Here is a 13,808-nt window from a genome sequence, read left to right as displayed (position 1 = left end):
CTCACATGCCACGGTTACAATCCGCGCATGCGCCTGTTTCGCCTCCTTAAAATCATCAGCATTAGCGTGCGCTTCGGGCTCGACGAGTTTTTCCTCGGCCACGAGCGGGTGCGTCTGCTTCGCGTGCTGCTCAAGCTCCTGCTGTTCTGGCGCAGGCTGGAGAAGCCCCGCGCGGTTCGCCTACGCCTGGCGCTCGAGGTGCTGGGGCCGATCTTCGTCAAATTCGGCCAGGTGCTTTCCACGCGGCGCGATTTGCTGCCCGCCGACATCGCCGACGAGCTCGCCAAGCTGCAGGATCAAGTTCCGCCTTTCCCATCCGCTGAAGCCGTCGTCCTGCTCGAGCGGGTGTACCGCCGGCCGCTCAACGAGGTGTTCAGGCATTTCGAGCGCGAACCGGTGGCGAGCGCTTCGGTTGCGCAAGTGCACTTGGCGGTGCTGCACGACGGCACCGATGTCGCGGTGAAAGTGCTGCGGCCGGGAATCGCCGTGGTGATTGCCAAGGATCTCGCGCTGCTCGACATCGGCGCGGGATTGATTGAAACCCTGTGGCAGGACGGCAAGCGCCTTAAGCCGCACGAAGTGGTGAGGGAATTTGAAAAGCACCTGCACGATGAACTGGATTTGATGCGCGAGGCGGCAAACGCCAGCCAGTTGCGCCGCAATTTTGAAAATTCTCCACTGTTGATCGTGCCCGAAGTGCACTGGGATTACTGCGCAAACGAAGTCATGGTGATGCAGCGCATGCACGGCACGCCGATCAGCCAGGTGCAGCGGCTGCGAGATCTTGGCGTGGATATCCCGAAGCTCGCGCGCGCCGGCGTGGAGATTTTCTTTACGCAGGTGTTCCGCGACGGCTTCTTCCACGCCGACATGCACCCGGGCAATATCCAGGTCAATCCGCAAGGGCAATACATCGCGCTCGATTTCGGCATCATGGGCACTTTGAACGATGTCGATAAGAATTATCTCGCGCAGAATTTCCTCGCGTTTTTCCGCCGCGACTACAAGCGGGTGGCGGAAGTGCACATCGAATCCGGCTGGATTCCCAGGGACACGCGGGTGGATGAATTCGAAACCGCCATCCGTGCGGTGTGCGAGCCGATTTTTGACAGGCCGTTAAAAGAAATTTCCTTCGGGAAACTCCTGCTCAGGCTCTTCCAGACTTCGCGCCGCTTCAATGTCGAGATTCAGCCGCAGCTGGTGCTGCTGCAGAAAACGCTGCTCAATATCGAAGGGCTGGGGCGTGACCTCGATCCCGATCTCGATTTGTGGAAAACCGCCAAGCCTTTCCTCGAGCACTGGATGAGCGAGCAAGTGGGCTGGCGGGGACTCGTCCGCCGGGTTCGCGAAGAAGCGCCGCACTGGGGCGCGCTGCTGCCACAGTTGCCTCGTCTCATTCACCGCGCGCTGACGGACGACCGTGCGCAAGCCCTGCAACAGCAGCTGCAACTACTGCGCATCGAGCACCAGCGGCAGAACCGTTGGCTCGCGGCAATTGCCGTCCTGCTCGCCGCGATTCTCGTTTGGCTTGTTTTTATCCTCTAAACTATTTCCAAGACCTTCCGCGTGTCTGTCGTCATTTGACGACAGTTGTGCTTTCTTCATTGCAATGCATTTTCGAAACGATTACCATCGGCACCACCAAAGTAAAAATAAATTTTTCGACGAGACAAACAATTATGAATGGGACTAAACACAAGTCGCTTTTGGCAGCGGTTTCCCTTGCCACGGCCTTCATAGCGGGCGGGGCGCGTGCAGAGGACGGCCATTTCGGCATATCGTTCGGTGCAGACTACACTTCGGGCACATACGGCGGCGCGACCCGGACCGATATTTTGTATGTGCCCTTCACCGGCAAATTCGAAACGAATCTGTATTCGCTCAAGCTTACCGTTCCTTACATTCGGATATCGGGCGCCGGCAACGTGGTCGGCGGCATCAGTCCCATCGTCGTTGAAAACGAAGGCGGTGGCAGGCGTGGCCGCGGCAACGGCGGTTTCGAGGATAACCGGGTCGGGAGCGCGACCAACTCGGGTCTGGGCGACATCATCGCGGCGGCATCCTACAACCTGCTCGATTTAGGGTCGCAAGGCGTACTGGTCGATGTGACCGGCAAAATCAAGTTCGGCACCGCCGACGAGCGAAAAGGCCTTGGCACCGGGGAAAACGATTATTCGATACAAGGTGACGTCACTAAGTCGTTCGATGCTTTTTCTCTATTCGGCTCGGCCGGGTACAGGTTCTTGGGCGACCCTCCCGGCATCAACCTGCGCAATGTGTTCTTCGGTTCAGTGGGCGGAAGTTACAAATTTTTACAGTTGACGAGCGGTGGACTGGTCTATGACTTCGCCCAGGCGAGCTCCGCCGGCACCGGCGAGGTGCGCGAGATTACGGCGTTCGTAAGCTATAAAGTGACGCCGGTCTCCAAATTCCAGGTTTATGTCTTGGGAGGTTTTTCTAGCGGCAGCCCTGATTATGGCGGCGGGCTGTCGTATTCCTATAAATTCTAGCCGCGTTATATGTATTGCAAGTCCCTTTTATGTTGAAGGAGAAATCCATGTTTAAGACTAGCAAAATCGCAGCGGCAATTTGCGCGGCGTTCCTCGTGGCTGGCCTCCCCGCGGCGCATGCCGCAGACGGCACCAGCGTCACGTCCGGCTCGCCCGCGGTGGTCACCGACAGGCTGACCAAGGAATTCACCGAGTTTGCCGGCTCCGATGCGAACGCCGAAGCCCTGGTCACCGGCTTGCGCAACGGCACCGAGGTTACGCTCGACGGTACGACGTTCACGCCACCCACCGGTAAGATGGGCTTTGGCAACGTGAACATCGCGTTGTCGCTGGCAAGAGCGGAATTCACCAAACTAAACATTATAACCCTTCGCCTGAGCAAATTAAGACCGCTTTGTTAGGCGGGAAACTCACCACAGGTACAAGCACGGTGCCGGGTATTCTGACCTTGAGAAGCCAGGGCAACGGCTGGGGCAAGGTGGCCAACTTACTTGGATTCAAGCTGGGTGACGTAGTGCGAAGCGAAAAGGCCGAAAAAGCGCACGATATCGACGCGCGCAAGGAGCGCGGAGAAAGAGCGGAACGCCGCGACAGAGACGACCGCGACCGCATCGAGAACGCGGAACGGCCTGAGAAAGCGGAGCGTCCGGAAAAGGGCGCGCGGCCTGAGCGGATTGGACGTTAACCTTCTCCAAGAAGCGCCCCCGTGACCCGCGGGTGCGCTTTCTTTTTTCCGGAGGGATACCAATCATCCAGGCTAGGATGAAAAAAATGCCCAACTCCGCGCGCGGGAAAGCTTGATTTGCGTCTGCGGCTTTGCGTATTCAGGCGGTGAAAATCATTTTCGAGCCGGCAATCAGCAGCACCAGCGCCAGCAATTTTCGAATGACGGGGTTGGCGAAGCGCCGGCTGCCGAGTTCGGCCCCCATCCATCCCCCCGATAAGGCGGCAAGCGCCCACCAAGGCAGGCCCGGCGGCAGCGCGGGATGCATCGAAAGCAGGCCCAGCAAGCCTGCGATCGAATTCACCAGAATAAACGCGGCGGCAATTCCAGAGGTTTGCTTTACCGTGGCCCACAAACTGAATATCAGCACCGGGCTGAGAAAAATTCCCCCGCCCACTCCGGTCAAACCCGAAATAAATCCGATGATGGCGCCGCAAACCAGCCCCATGCTCAGCGGCAGCGATTTCGGCTGCTCAGCGTCGGGGTGCGCTGCGGTGGCAAAAATGCGGTACCCGGCATAGAGCAAAACCAGCCCGATAAGCACCTTATATATGGGATCGGGCAATGCCGTCCGGCCGCCGATGAAGGCAAGCGGCACCGAAGTCAGCGCAAACGGCCAGAATACACGCCACGAAAAGAATCCCGCCCGGTGATACTTGAAAGTCGTAATCACCGCGACCAGAATGTTGAGCGTCAGCGCGGCGGGCCGCATCACGGAAGGCGCTACGCTGAACAAGGCCATCGCCGCGATGTAAGCCGAAGCGCCGGCGTGGCCCACCGACGAATACAACAGCGCGGCAAGAAAAATCAGGATCGCGAGCGCGATAATGCTTTCAACAGTCATGAGAGTTTGCGCACGGTTCACGCCGCAAAAAACACGGGGCCGGGCAGGCTAATATTGTTCCCACGTTTTATACACGCTCCGGTTGCCGTCAGCAAGCCGCGGCATCATGGCCCCGCTTTTTGCTAGAATAGGCCACTTTTCTTTTGGGACTGTGCATGGCGCTTCTGGAAATTCGCAACGTGACGCGGCGCTTCGGCGAATTGACCGCAGTCAACAACGTCAGCATCAATATCGAGGCAGGAGAATTCTTTACCCTGCTTGGCCCTTCGGGTTGCGGCAAAACCACGCTGCTCAGAATGATCGCCGGATTCGATTTGCCCGATGGCGGCCAGATTCTGCTCGACGGCAAGGACCTCGCGGGCACGCCGCCGGAGAAGCGTCCGATTCATACCGTGTTCCAGAGTTACGCGCTGTTTCCGCACATGACGGTAACGGGTAATGTCGCGTTTCCGCTGAAAATGGCGGGCAAGCCTCCGGAGGAAATTCAAGCCAAAGTCAAAGAGGTGCTGGATTTGGTTCATCTCTCGGATAAAGGCGAAAGTTTCCCGCATGAACTTTCCGGGGGTCAGAAGCAGCGCGTCGCACTCGCCCGCGGTCTGGTGAACCGCCCGCGCCTGCTTATGCTCGATGAGCCGCTGGGCGCGCTCGATGCCAAGCTGCGCGAGGAAATGCAAATCGAGCTTATCAGCCTGCAACGCGATGTCGGCATCACCTTCGTGTTCGTCACCCACTCGCAGGCCGAGGCGCTGGCGCTCTCGCACCGCATCGCGGTGATGAATGCGGGCGTAGTCGAGCAGATGGACGAGCCCTCGAAAATCTACAGTTTCCCGGTCAACCGCTTCGTCGCCGACTTTATCGGCAACATCAACATGCTCGATGCCGAAGTGGTGGAAACGACCTCCGAGCATTTGCGCCTGCGCATTCCCGGCATGGGCGAAGTGCGGGCGCCGGCCAAAACCGGCGCCTCGCCCGGCCAGAAAGGAGTGCTGGCGCTGCGCCCGGAGCAGGTGCGCATCGCCGCCAAAATCGAGGATGTGGCGAATGACAACCACTTTCCCGGCAAGGTGCGCGACTTTCTTTACATCGGCGACATCACCACCTACATCGTTGACCTCAACAATGGCGCCCGCGTCGAGGCGCTGCTGCCCAACTCGGCACCGGGACGCGCCAAATTCTTCGAAATCGGCGATACCGTCGAAGTAGCGTGGCGACGCGACGCGGGAATCTTTCTGAATGCTTAATTTGTTGAACCCCGCCCGCGTCACCAAGTGGCTCATCAGCGGACCGCCGTTTCTTTATCTTTTCCTCTTTTTCCTGCTGCCCAGCCTCATCATGGTGGTGGCGTCGTTCCGCTATCCCGGCGATTACGGCGGGCTGGCACCGATTTTCGGCGCCGAACCCGGAAAGGAAGCGGGCCTCACGCTGGAGACTTATCAATTCTTCTTCAGCGACTTTATCTACACCCAGATTTTCATCAAGTCCTTCGGCGTGGCGCTCGCCACTACGCTGATATGCCTGTTGATGGCCTATCCGCTGGCGCTCTTGATTGCGCGCAGCCCGAAGCGGCACCGCGACTTCATGGTGCTGCTGGTGATTCTGCCCTTCGCCAGCAATTTTCTGATTCGGGTTTACGCCTGGATGATTATCCTCGGGCCGCAATCGGCATTCAGCCTGGTGATTAATCATTTCCTGGGACTTTTCGGCATCGAGCCGGTGCTTTTGCTGTTCTCTTCGTTCGCGGTGCTGGTCGGCATGGTCTATGTGCACCTGCCGTTCATGGTGCTGCCGCTTTACACCAATCTGGAAAAGCATGACCCGGTATTGCTGGATGCCGCGCAAGACCTGGGCGCCAACGCGTGGGATAGATTTTGGAAGGTCACTTGGCCGTTGTCGCTCCCAGGCGTGTATTCCGGCGCGGCGCTGGTGTTCATTCCCGTGCTCGGCATGTTCGCCATTCCCGACATCCTCGGCGGCACCGGCGATATTCTCATCGGCAACCTGATTAAAGACCAATTCCTCGGCACGCGCGACTGGCCTTTCGGCAGCACGCTTTCCATCATGCTCACCATCGCCGTGCTTTCGCTCGTGAGCATCACCGCATGGATCAGCCGCAGAGGTGTAAGAAATGCATAGAAGCGCCATGCTCTGGATCATCGCGGCGCTGGTTTACGCCTTCCTCTACGTTCCGCTCGTCATCGTCGTGGTGTATTCGTTCAACGACTCAAGGCTCAACGCCGAATGGGTGGGCTTCACGCTTGATTGGTACAGCGTTTTGTTCAACGACGAGCAGATGATAGGCGCAGCAATCAATTCGCTCACCATCGCCGTCGTTTCCAGCCTCGCGGCCACCGCGCTTGGCACCATGGCGGGCATCGCCATTCACCGCCACAAGCTGAAGTTTCTGCCGTTCATGGTCATGACGCCGATCGCCATGCCGGAAATCCTGCTCGGCGTTTCGCTGCTGCTGTTTTTCATCCAGGTGCTGAACCTCACGCTGGGCATGCTTTCCATCATCATCGCCCACATCACGTTCTGCATCGGCTTTGTCGCCATCGTGGTGCGGGCGCGGCTCGCCGGCATGGACGAGAGCATTTTCGAGGCGGCGCGCGATCTCGGCGCGACGCCGTGGCAGAGCTTCAGGCTGGTCACCTTTCCCCTCATCATGCCCGGCGTGATTGCTGGCGCGTTGATGTCGTTTACCCTCTCGATTGACGATTTTGTGATTACCTTTTTCACCGTGGGCGTCGGCGTGACCACGCTGCCGCTGCAGATTTATTCGATGATCAAGATTGCGGTCACTCCCGAGGTTAACGCCGTCTCCACTCTGCTCATGTTGTTGACACTCACTACCATCATCATTGCCTCGAAATTCGCGCCCGACGCGCTGCGCGGTGCCGCCAGATGAAGCGCTGGCTGTTTGTTTTAGTGTTTCTCTGCTGCCGCGGTGCTTTTGCTGAAGACGCGCTGCATCTCTATAACTGGAACAATTACATCTCCGAAGGCACGGTCGGGCGTTTCGAGAAATTCTGCAAATGCAGGCTGGTACAGGACTATTACGGCGACAACGAGGAAATGCTGGCGAAGCTCGCCGCTGGCGCGACCGGCTACGACCTCATCGTGCCCACCCAAAACGCGGTGGATTCGCTCATCAAGCAGAATGCGCTGCGCCCGCTCGACAAGTCGCTTTTGCCCAATCTAAAAAATCTCAAGCCCGAATTCCTGAATCGCGATTTCGATCCGGGCAATAAATACTCGGCGCCTTATGCCTATTCCACCACGGTCATTGGCTACAACGAGCAGAAGATGCAGGAGCTTAAGCTGCCCACCGACACCTGGGCGGTGATTTTCGAGCCGAAGTATCTGCAGAAAGTAAAAGGCCGCGTCACCGTGCTTGATTCGCAGCGCGAGCTGATGGCGGCGGCGATGAAATACCTGGGCTATTCAATCAATGACACCGACGAGGAAAAATGGAAACAGGCGCGCGACCTCATAATCCGCGCCAAGCCGTACTGGGCGGCGTTCAACGCGCAGAGCTACATCAAGGAACTGACAGTGGGCAACATCTGGCTCGCGCACGGCTATTCCAACGATTTTTTTCAGGCGGCGCTGGATGCGAAGAAAGCCGCGCGGAAGTTCAGTATCGGCTGGCGGATTCCCAAGGAAGGCGCGGTGGTTGGCCTGGACAGCATGGTCCTGCACAAATCCGGGCCGCGGCCCGATCTCGCGCACAAGTTCATCAATTTCATGCTCGAGGGCGAAAATTCCGCCGAGCTCACCAATCTGATCGGTGCGGGCAATCCCAACGCCGCGGCGCTCCCCTACATCAAGCCGGAAATCGCGCAGAATCCCGCCATTTTCCCCGATGCGGAAACCACTAAACATCTGGAGTTCATGAAAGACTTCGACCGCAAGCAGCGCCGTGTCATGTCGCGCATGTGGACCGAGATCAAGCTGAAATAAGCTCGCCTAGCGGCGGAAAATCCAGAGCAACAGGGTGAGTGCCGCCGAAATAATCAGACCGCTGGTAATTGGTAAGTAAAAGACAAAACCCCTTCTCTCGACGCCCGGCGAGCCGAGATTGACAATAAACTTCTCAACGTCGTTCATCTCAACACCCCTGGCCGTTTGGCTGCCCCGATAATTTAATCATACGCCAACACCGGCGCCAGCCACTTTTCCGCTTCCGTCAAACTCATTCCTTTGCGGCGCGCATAGTCCTCGGCCTGGTCCTTGCCGATTTTGCCGACGGCGAAATAGCCTGATTCGGGATGCGAGAAATAAAATCCGCTCACTGCAGCGGCGGGTAGCATGGCGAAACTTTCGGTAAGCATGATGCCGACCTCCGGCGCTTTCAACAAATCAAACAACGCCGGCTTTTCAGTGTGATCCGGGCAAGCCGGGTAGCCGGGCGCGGGGCGAATGCCGCGGTATTTCTCGGCAATCAGCGCTTCGCTGTCGAGATTCTCATCCGGCGCATAACCCCAGAATTCGCGCCGCACCCGCAGATGCATGTGCTCGGCAAACGCTTCGGCCAGGCGGTCGGCGAGCGCTTTCAGCATGATGGCGTTGTAGTCGTCGTGCTTTTCCTCAAACGCCTTGACCCGCGTGTCAATGCCGATGCCCGTGGTCACGGCGAACACGCCGATATAGTCCTTGACGCCCGTCTCTTTCGGCGCGATGAAATCGGCGAGACATTGATTGGGATTGCCTTGCGGCTTCACGTTCTGCTGGCGCAGGTTGTGAAACGTCATCGCCACTTTGGCACGCGATTCATTGGTGTAAATATCGACGTCATCACCCGCCGAGTTTGCTGGAAACAATCCGATTGCCGCGTTCGCGGTCAGCCATTTTTCCTCGACGATTTGCTTGAGCATCGCCTGCGCGTCCTGGAACAGATTGCGCGCGGCTTCGCCCACCACTTTGTCCTGCAAAATCGCCGGATAACGGCCCGAAAGCTCCCAGGTCTGGAAAAACGGTGTCCAGTCTATGCAGGGGACGATTTCCTTAAGCGGATACTCACGGAACTCTTTTCGGCCGGTGAAGCGCGGTTTCGGCGGCACGCAGCTTTTCCAGTCGATTTTGAAGCGGTTGTTTCTCGCTTCAGCCAGCCTCAAAAGCGGCTGGCCTTTCTTGTCCTTGTGTTGCTGCCGCACTTTTTCGTATTCGATCTTAATATTCTTCAGGTAGCCCTCGCGCAATTCATCCGAGAGCAGATTGCTGCACACGCCCACGCTGCGCGACGCATCCGGCACCCAGATGGTCACGCCGTTGTAGCCCGGCTCGATTTTCACCGCGGTATGGACGCGCGAAGTGGTCGCGCCGCCGATTAAAAGCGGAATGGTGAACCCGCCGCGCTGCATTTCCTTCGCCACATGCGCCATTTCCTCGAGCGAGGGCGTAATCAGGCCGGAGAGCCCGATGATGTCGGCGCGCTCCTCGCGTGCGGTCTGCAGGATTTTCTCGCAGGGCGCCATCACCCCGAGGTTGACCACTTCGTAGTTGTTGCACTGGAGCACGACGGCGACGATGTTCTTGCCGATGTCGTGCACATCGCCCTTGACGGTGGCGATGACAATCTTGCCCCTGGGTTTTTGCACTTCGCCGGATTTGCGCTTCTCTTCCTCGATGTAAGGCACGAGATGCGCCACCGCCCGTTTCATGACGCGCGCGGATTTGACCACCTGCGGCAGGAACATCTTGCCGGAGCCGAATAAATCGCCGACCACGTTCATGCCGTCCATCAGCGGCCCCTCGATGACTTGAATCGGCCGCTCGTTTTTTTGACGCGCTTCCTCGGTGTCCTCGATAATAAAAGCGTCAATGCCTTTCACCAGCGCGTGGCTGAGCCGCTCTTCCACCGTGGCCTTACGCCAGGACAGGTCCTCAACCAGAACTTTGCCCTGTCCTTTCACCGTTTCGGCGAATTCGACCAGCCGCTCGCCGGAATCCGGTCGGCGGTTCAGCACCACGTCTTCCGCGCGCGCGCGCAACTCCGCGGGAATTTCCTCATACACGCCGAGTTGTCCGGCGTTGACGATACCCATGGTCATGCCGGCTTGAATCGCGTGATACAGGAATACGGTGTGAATCGCTTCGCGCACCGCGTCGTTGCCGCGGAACGAGAACGAAACGTTGGACACCCCGCCGCTTACCTTGGCGTGCGGCAGGGCGCGCTTGATCGCCCGGGTCGCCTCGATGTAATCCACGCCATAGTTGTTGTGCTCTTCAATCCCGGTGGCGATGGCGAAAATGTTAGGATCGAAGATGATGTCCTCGGGCGGGAAGCCCGCTTCCTTCAGCAGCAAATGATACGAGCGCGCGCAGATTTCGATTTTGCGGGCGAGCGTGTCGGCCTGGCCTTTCTCGTCGAAAGCCATCACCACCACCGCCGCGCCGTAACGGCGCGCAAGCCGGGCGTGTTTCAGGAACTCCGCTTCGCCTTCTTTCATGCTGATGGAATTCACCACGCACCTGCCCTGCACACATTTCAGGCCGGCCTCGATCACCTCCCACTTCGAGGAATCAATCATCACCGGCACGCGCGAAATGTCGGGCTCGGAAGCAATCAGGTTCAGGAATTTCACCATCGCCTGCCTGGAATCGAGCATCGCCTCGTCCATGTTGATGTCCACCATTTGCGCGCCGTTTTCCACCTGGCTGCGCGCAACGGAAATCGCTTCCGCGTAGTCGCCGTTGAGAACGAGGCGGGCAAAGGCTTTCGAGCCGGTGACGTTGGTGCGCTCGCCGATGTTGACGAAGAGCGACTGATCGCCGATGTTGAGCGGCTCAAGGCCGGAAAGGCGCAGTTTCTTCTCACTCTTCGGCACGCTGCGCGGCGGCAAGTCCTTGACCGCGTCGTGTATCGCCTTGATGTGCGCGGGCGTGGTGCCGCAGCAGCCGCCGACGATGTTGATAAAGCCGCTTTGCGCAAATTCCTTCAGGAATCCGGCGGTGTCTTGCGGCCCTTCGGGAAAGCCGGTGGGCGAAAGCGGGTCGGGCAGCCCGGCGTTGGGGTAGGCGCAAACATGAGTATCGGCAATCTTCGACAGCTCCTCAATATACGGGCGCATCAGTTTCGCGCCAAGCGCGCAGTTAAGGCCTATCGAAATTGGCTGGACGTGGCGCACCGAGTTCCAGAACGCTTCAGTAGTCTGGCCGGTGAGTGTGCGCCCCGAGGCGTCGGTAATGGTGCCGGAAATCATCACCGGCACGCGCCGCTTGTACTCCTCGAAATACTGCTCGACGGCGAAAATCGCCGCCTTGGCGTTGAGCGTGTCGAAAATGGTTTCAATCAAAAGGATATCCACGCCGCCGTCGAACAAACCGCGCACGGCTTCGGAGTAAGCCGCAACCAACGCGTCAAACGTGATGTTGCGGAAACCCGGGTCATTCACATCCGGCGAGATCGAGGCGGTCTTGTTGGTGGGGCCGAGAGCGCCCGCGACAAAGCGCGGCTGGTCCGGCGTTTTGGCGGTGAACTCCTCCGCCACTTTGCGCGCGAGCTTGGCCGCGCTTAAATTGAGTTCGTAGACCAGATGCTCGAGATGGTAATCCGCCTGTGACGGCGCGTTGGAATTGAAGGTGTTGGTCTCGATGATGTCCGCGCCCGCTTCCAGGTACGCCGAATGTATGTCGCGGATAACCTGCGGCCGGGTGAGCGTCAAGAGATCGTTGTTGCCCTTCAAGTCATGCGCAAAATCGGCAAAGCGGCTCCCCCGATAATCCGTTTCCGCGAGCTTGTGGCCCTGGATCATCGTACCCATCGCGCCATCCAGAATCAGGATACGCTGTTTAAGCAGTCCCTCGAGCAAGGAAGCGTGCATGCTTCAAATTCGCCTTGATAAAAATAAAAAACCCGTTCTGCTTAACGCGGACGGGTTCCAGTCTCGCTTTAGCAGTATTTGTTGGAACCTGTGCCAGGTTCCCGCGCCCGCAAGCTGAAATCAAATCGGCGCAGTTCGGGCGACAAATTACCTGCTAGACCCGGGCTTGTCAACTTTTAAGTCAGTGTTACGCCGAGCAGCCTGCCGATAAAATAGGTCGCGCCTCCGGCCGCGGCGCCTATGGTCAGCATGCGCAAACCGCCGAGCCAGGCATGCCTACCGGTGAACAGGCTCAGTGTGGCGCCGACGGTAAACAGCGCGACTGCGCTCAGCGCGATGGAAGTGAGCAGGCTGGATGCCCCGGCGTGGAACAGATACGGCAAAACAGGAATGGCACTGCCGAAAGCAAATGAAAAAAAGGAAAATAGGGCCGCGCCCCAGGGCGAACCCAACTCCTCCGGATTCAGGCCCAGTTCTTCGCGCGCTAATGCATCCAACGCCTTGTCGGGGTCGGTGAAAATACCTTTGGCGAGGTGCTCTGCTTCCTCTTTCTTCAGGCCGCGCGCTTCGTAAATCAGCGCAAGTTCCGCGGCTTCTTCTTCAGGATACAGGTCGAGTTCTTCGCGCTCCAGACCAATTTGGTATTCATACATCTCGCGCTGCGAGCGCACCGAAACATATTCGCCCGCCGCCATGGAAAACGCGCCGGCGACCAAGCCCGCCACGCCGGAAAGCAGCACCACGCCGGCATCCGATGTGGCGCCCGCCACGCCCATGATGAGGCTGGCGTTCGACACCAGCCCGTCGTTCACGCCGAACACCGCAGCGCGCAGGTTGCCGCCGCTGCCCATGTTGCGATGGCGGCGGCCGACCTCTTCGACGCTCACCGGCATGGCGTGGCCATATTGCGCCTTGATGTAAAGCGACATGCCGCGCACTTTCATCGCCGCCAGCGCCGGACGCATGCGGCGCGGTCCCAAAATCCCGACGAGGAGTCCAACGACCCGCGTACGCAGATCGGGGGCATACTGTTCCGGCACGCTGGCGCCGTTATCGTGGATTTTTTTTGCCCAGAGTCCCGCCTGCTTTTCAGCCGCGTTCGCCAGCCCGAGAAACAGCGCCTGGCGTGGCGTGCCGCTTTCGGCCTGCGCCACCAGACGGTAAAGATAGGCCGAGCGCTTTTCCTCGCGCCAGTTTTCTACCACGTCCGCCGCGTCTTCTTTCATCGAATTAATTGCGCCTGGGAGTCAGGCTCACCTTGAGTTCGCCGACTGGCGCGTTCGGCAGCGGATAATGGTCTTCAATCGTCCCCCCTCGTGCGTATTTGTAGACTTTCAGAATTGTCGCTTTATCAAGCAGCGCGGCGGTAGTATAGATGACCACGAACCTTTCTTCTGCGGAGCGGGGATTGACGGGTATTCGCGTTTCCAGCTTGGCTTTGCTCAGGCTGTCACCGGTGTCGATCGCCGCATCCAGGCTATTATCCAGCCTGCGGGTCACACCGTAGCCTGCATCGAGGAACATCACCGCCGGGCTGAAAACAAACGACGCTCCGGAACGGGTTGTGTCCTCGATGAAATAACTTTGGACGATGATCGCATAGGGTTTGTCCGTGACCGGTAGGCGAAACGCCTTGAAATAGCTTTTGCCGGTATCAAACTGAAAAGCGGGGCTTTCGCGATTAATCGTGATGCTTTCAGTCTCACTGAAATTGAGCGGCTCGAAATAGAATTGCGCATAGCTCGCGCAACACTCTGCCGCCGTTGCGAGCTCCCGCTTGGCGGCGTCCAACGGCCGCACTGTCGCGCAGTATGTTGCAAACAGGCCGAGCAGCACGGCTGCGCTCAAAGTTTTCAGTATCACTTTTCGCATGAAGCGCAACTTTGAAACATATTCGGCTCTCAGTC

At 58.4% G+C, this 13,808-nt stretch carries 13 protein-coding genes; 8 read left to right on the top strand and 5 right to left on the bottom strand.

The features are described 5' to 3' along the window. The first annotated feature begins 27 nt into the window (after positions 1–27). The 4 genes from ubiB (at position 28) to VHE58_08180 (ending at position 3,195) form a co-directional block, all read left to right on the top strand. A complete protein-coding gene (gene ubiB, locus VHE58_08195; GenBank protein ID HVS27260.1) occupies positions 28–1,545 on the top strand; it encodes a ubiquinone biosynthesis regulatory protein kinase UbiB in 1,518 nt (505 codons plus the stop codon). Positions 1,546–1,679: 134 nt separating this feature from the next. Then, positions 1,680–2,510, top strand: a complete 831-nt coding sequence (locus VHE58_08190) for a hypothetical protein (GenBank protein HVS27259.1) — start codon at positions 1,680–1,682, stop codon at positions 2,508–2,510. Between the two features lie 47 nt (positions 2,511–2,557). After that, positions 2,558–2,911, top strand: a complete 354-nt coding sequence (locus tag VHE58_08185) for a hypothetical protein (GenBank protein HVS27258.1) — start codon at positions 2,558–2,560, stop codon at positions 2,909–2,911. 29 nt (positions 2,912–2,940) lie between these two features. Then, positions 2,941–3,195, top strand: a complete 255-nt coding sequence (locus VHE58_08180) for a hypothetical protein (GenBank protein HVS27257.1) — start codon at positions 2,941–2,943, stop codon at positions 3,193–3,195. A 139-nt stretch (positions 3,196–3,334) separates the two neighbouring features. Here VHE58_08180 and VHE58_08175 read toward each other — a convergent pair whose 3' ends face one another. Beyond that, a complete protein-coding gene (locus tag VHE58_08175) occupies positions 3,335–4,078 on the bottom strand; it encodes a sulfite exporter TauE/SafE family protein (protein HVS27256.1) in 744 nt (247 codons plus the stop codon). 155 nt (positions 4,079–4,233) lie between these two features. Between VHE58_08175 and VHE58_08170 the strand changes: the two genes are divergently transcribed. Genes VHE58_08170 through VHE58_08155 form a run of 4 tightly spaced genes read left to right on the top strand, consistent with a single transcriptional unit; the run spans position 4,234 to position 8,038 of the window. Continuing rightward, positions 4,234–5,319 carry an ABC transporter ATP-binding protein gene (locus VHE58_08170; GenBank protein HVS27255.1) on the top strand — a complete coding sequence of 362 codons (1,086 nt, stop codon included), beginning with the start codon at positions 4,234–4,236 and terminating at the stop codon, positions 5,317–5,319. Continuing rightward, the gene (locus VHE58_08165) at positions 5,312–6,211 is read left to right on the top strand and encodes an ABC transporter permease (GenBank protein ID HVS27254.1); all 900 of its coding nucleotides are present in this window, start codon (positions 5,312–5,314) and stop codon (positions 6,209–6,211) included. The genes VHE58_08170 and VHE58_08165 overlap by 8 nt, the downstream gene beginning before the upstream one ends. Further along, the gene (locus VHE58_08160; protein ID HVS27253.1) at positions 6,204–6,983 is read left to right on the top strand and encodes an ABC transporter permease; all 780 of its coding nucleotides are present in this window, start codon (positions 6,204–6,206) and stop codon (positions 6,981–6,983) included. Before VHE58_08165 ends, VHE58_08160 begins: the two co-directional genes overlap by 8 nt. After that, positions 6,980–8,038 carry a spermidine/putrescine ABC transporter substrate-binding protein gene (locus tag VHE58_08155; protein HVS27252.1) on the top strand — a complete coding sequence of 353 codons (1,059 nt, stop codon included), beginning with the start codon at positions 6,980–6,982 and terminating at the stop codon, positions 8,036–8,038. Before VHE58_08160 ends, VHE58_08155 begins: the two co-directional genes overlap by 4 nt. Positions 8,039–8,044: 6 nt before the next feature. On the opposite strand, the gene VHE58_08150 is transcribed toward VHE58_08155, so the two are convergent. The 4 genes from VHE58_08150 to VHE58_08135 all read right to left on the bottom strand — a co-directional run bounded on the left by VHE58_08150 (position 8,045) and on the right by VHE58_08135 (position 13,764). After that, positions 8,045–8,185, bottom strand: a complete 141-nt coding sequence (locus VHE58_08150) for a DUF2905 family protein (GenBank protein ID HVS27251.1) — start codon at positions 8,183–8,185, stop codon at positions 8,045–8,047. A 35-nt stretch (positions 8,186–8,220) separates the two neighbouring features. Next, positions 8,221–11,901: a methionine synthase gene (gene metH / locus VHE58_08145; protein ID HVS27250.1), complete on the bottom strand. Its 3,681-nt coding sequence runs from the start codon at positions 11,899–11,901 to the stop codon at positions 8,221–8,223. 176 nt (positions 11,902–12,077) lie between these two features. Then, positions 12,078–13,127 carry a VIT1/CCC1 transporter family protein gene (locus VHE58_08140; GenBank protein HVS27249.1) on the bottom strand — a complete coding sequence of 350 codons (1,050 nt, stop codon included), beginning with the start codon at positions 13,125–13,127 and terminating at the stop codon, positions 12,078–12,080. Positions 13,128–13,131: 4 nt separating this feature from the next. Continuing rightward, complete coding sequence (locus tag VHE58_08135) at positions 13,132–13,764, bottom strand: MalM family protein (GenBank protein HVS27248.1); 633 nt, start codon at positions 13,762–13,764, stop codon at positions 13,132–13,134. Positions 13,765–13,808: the final 44 nt, after the last annotated feature.

It is taken from the genome of Burkholderiales bacterium, from assembly GCA_035543335.1.
Classification (GTDB): Bacteria; Pseudomonadota; Gammaproteobacteria; order Burkholderiales; family JAHFRG01; genus JAHFRG01.
The sequence above is the reverse complement of the archived record's forward strand: the minus strand, read 5'-3'. Positions and strand labels throughout refer to the sequence as shown.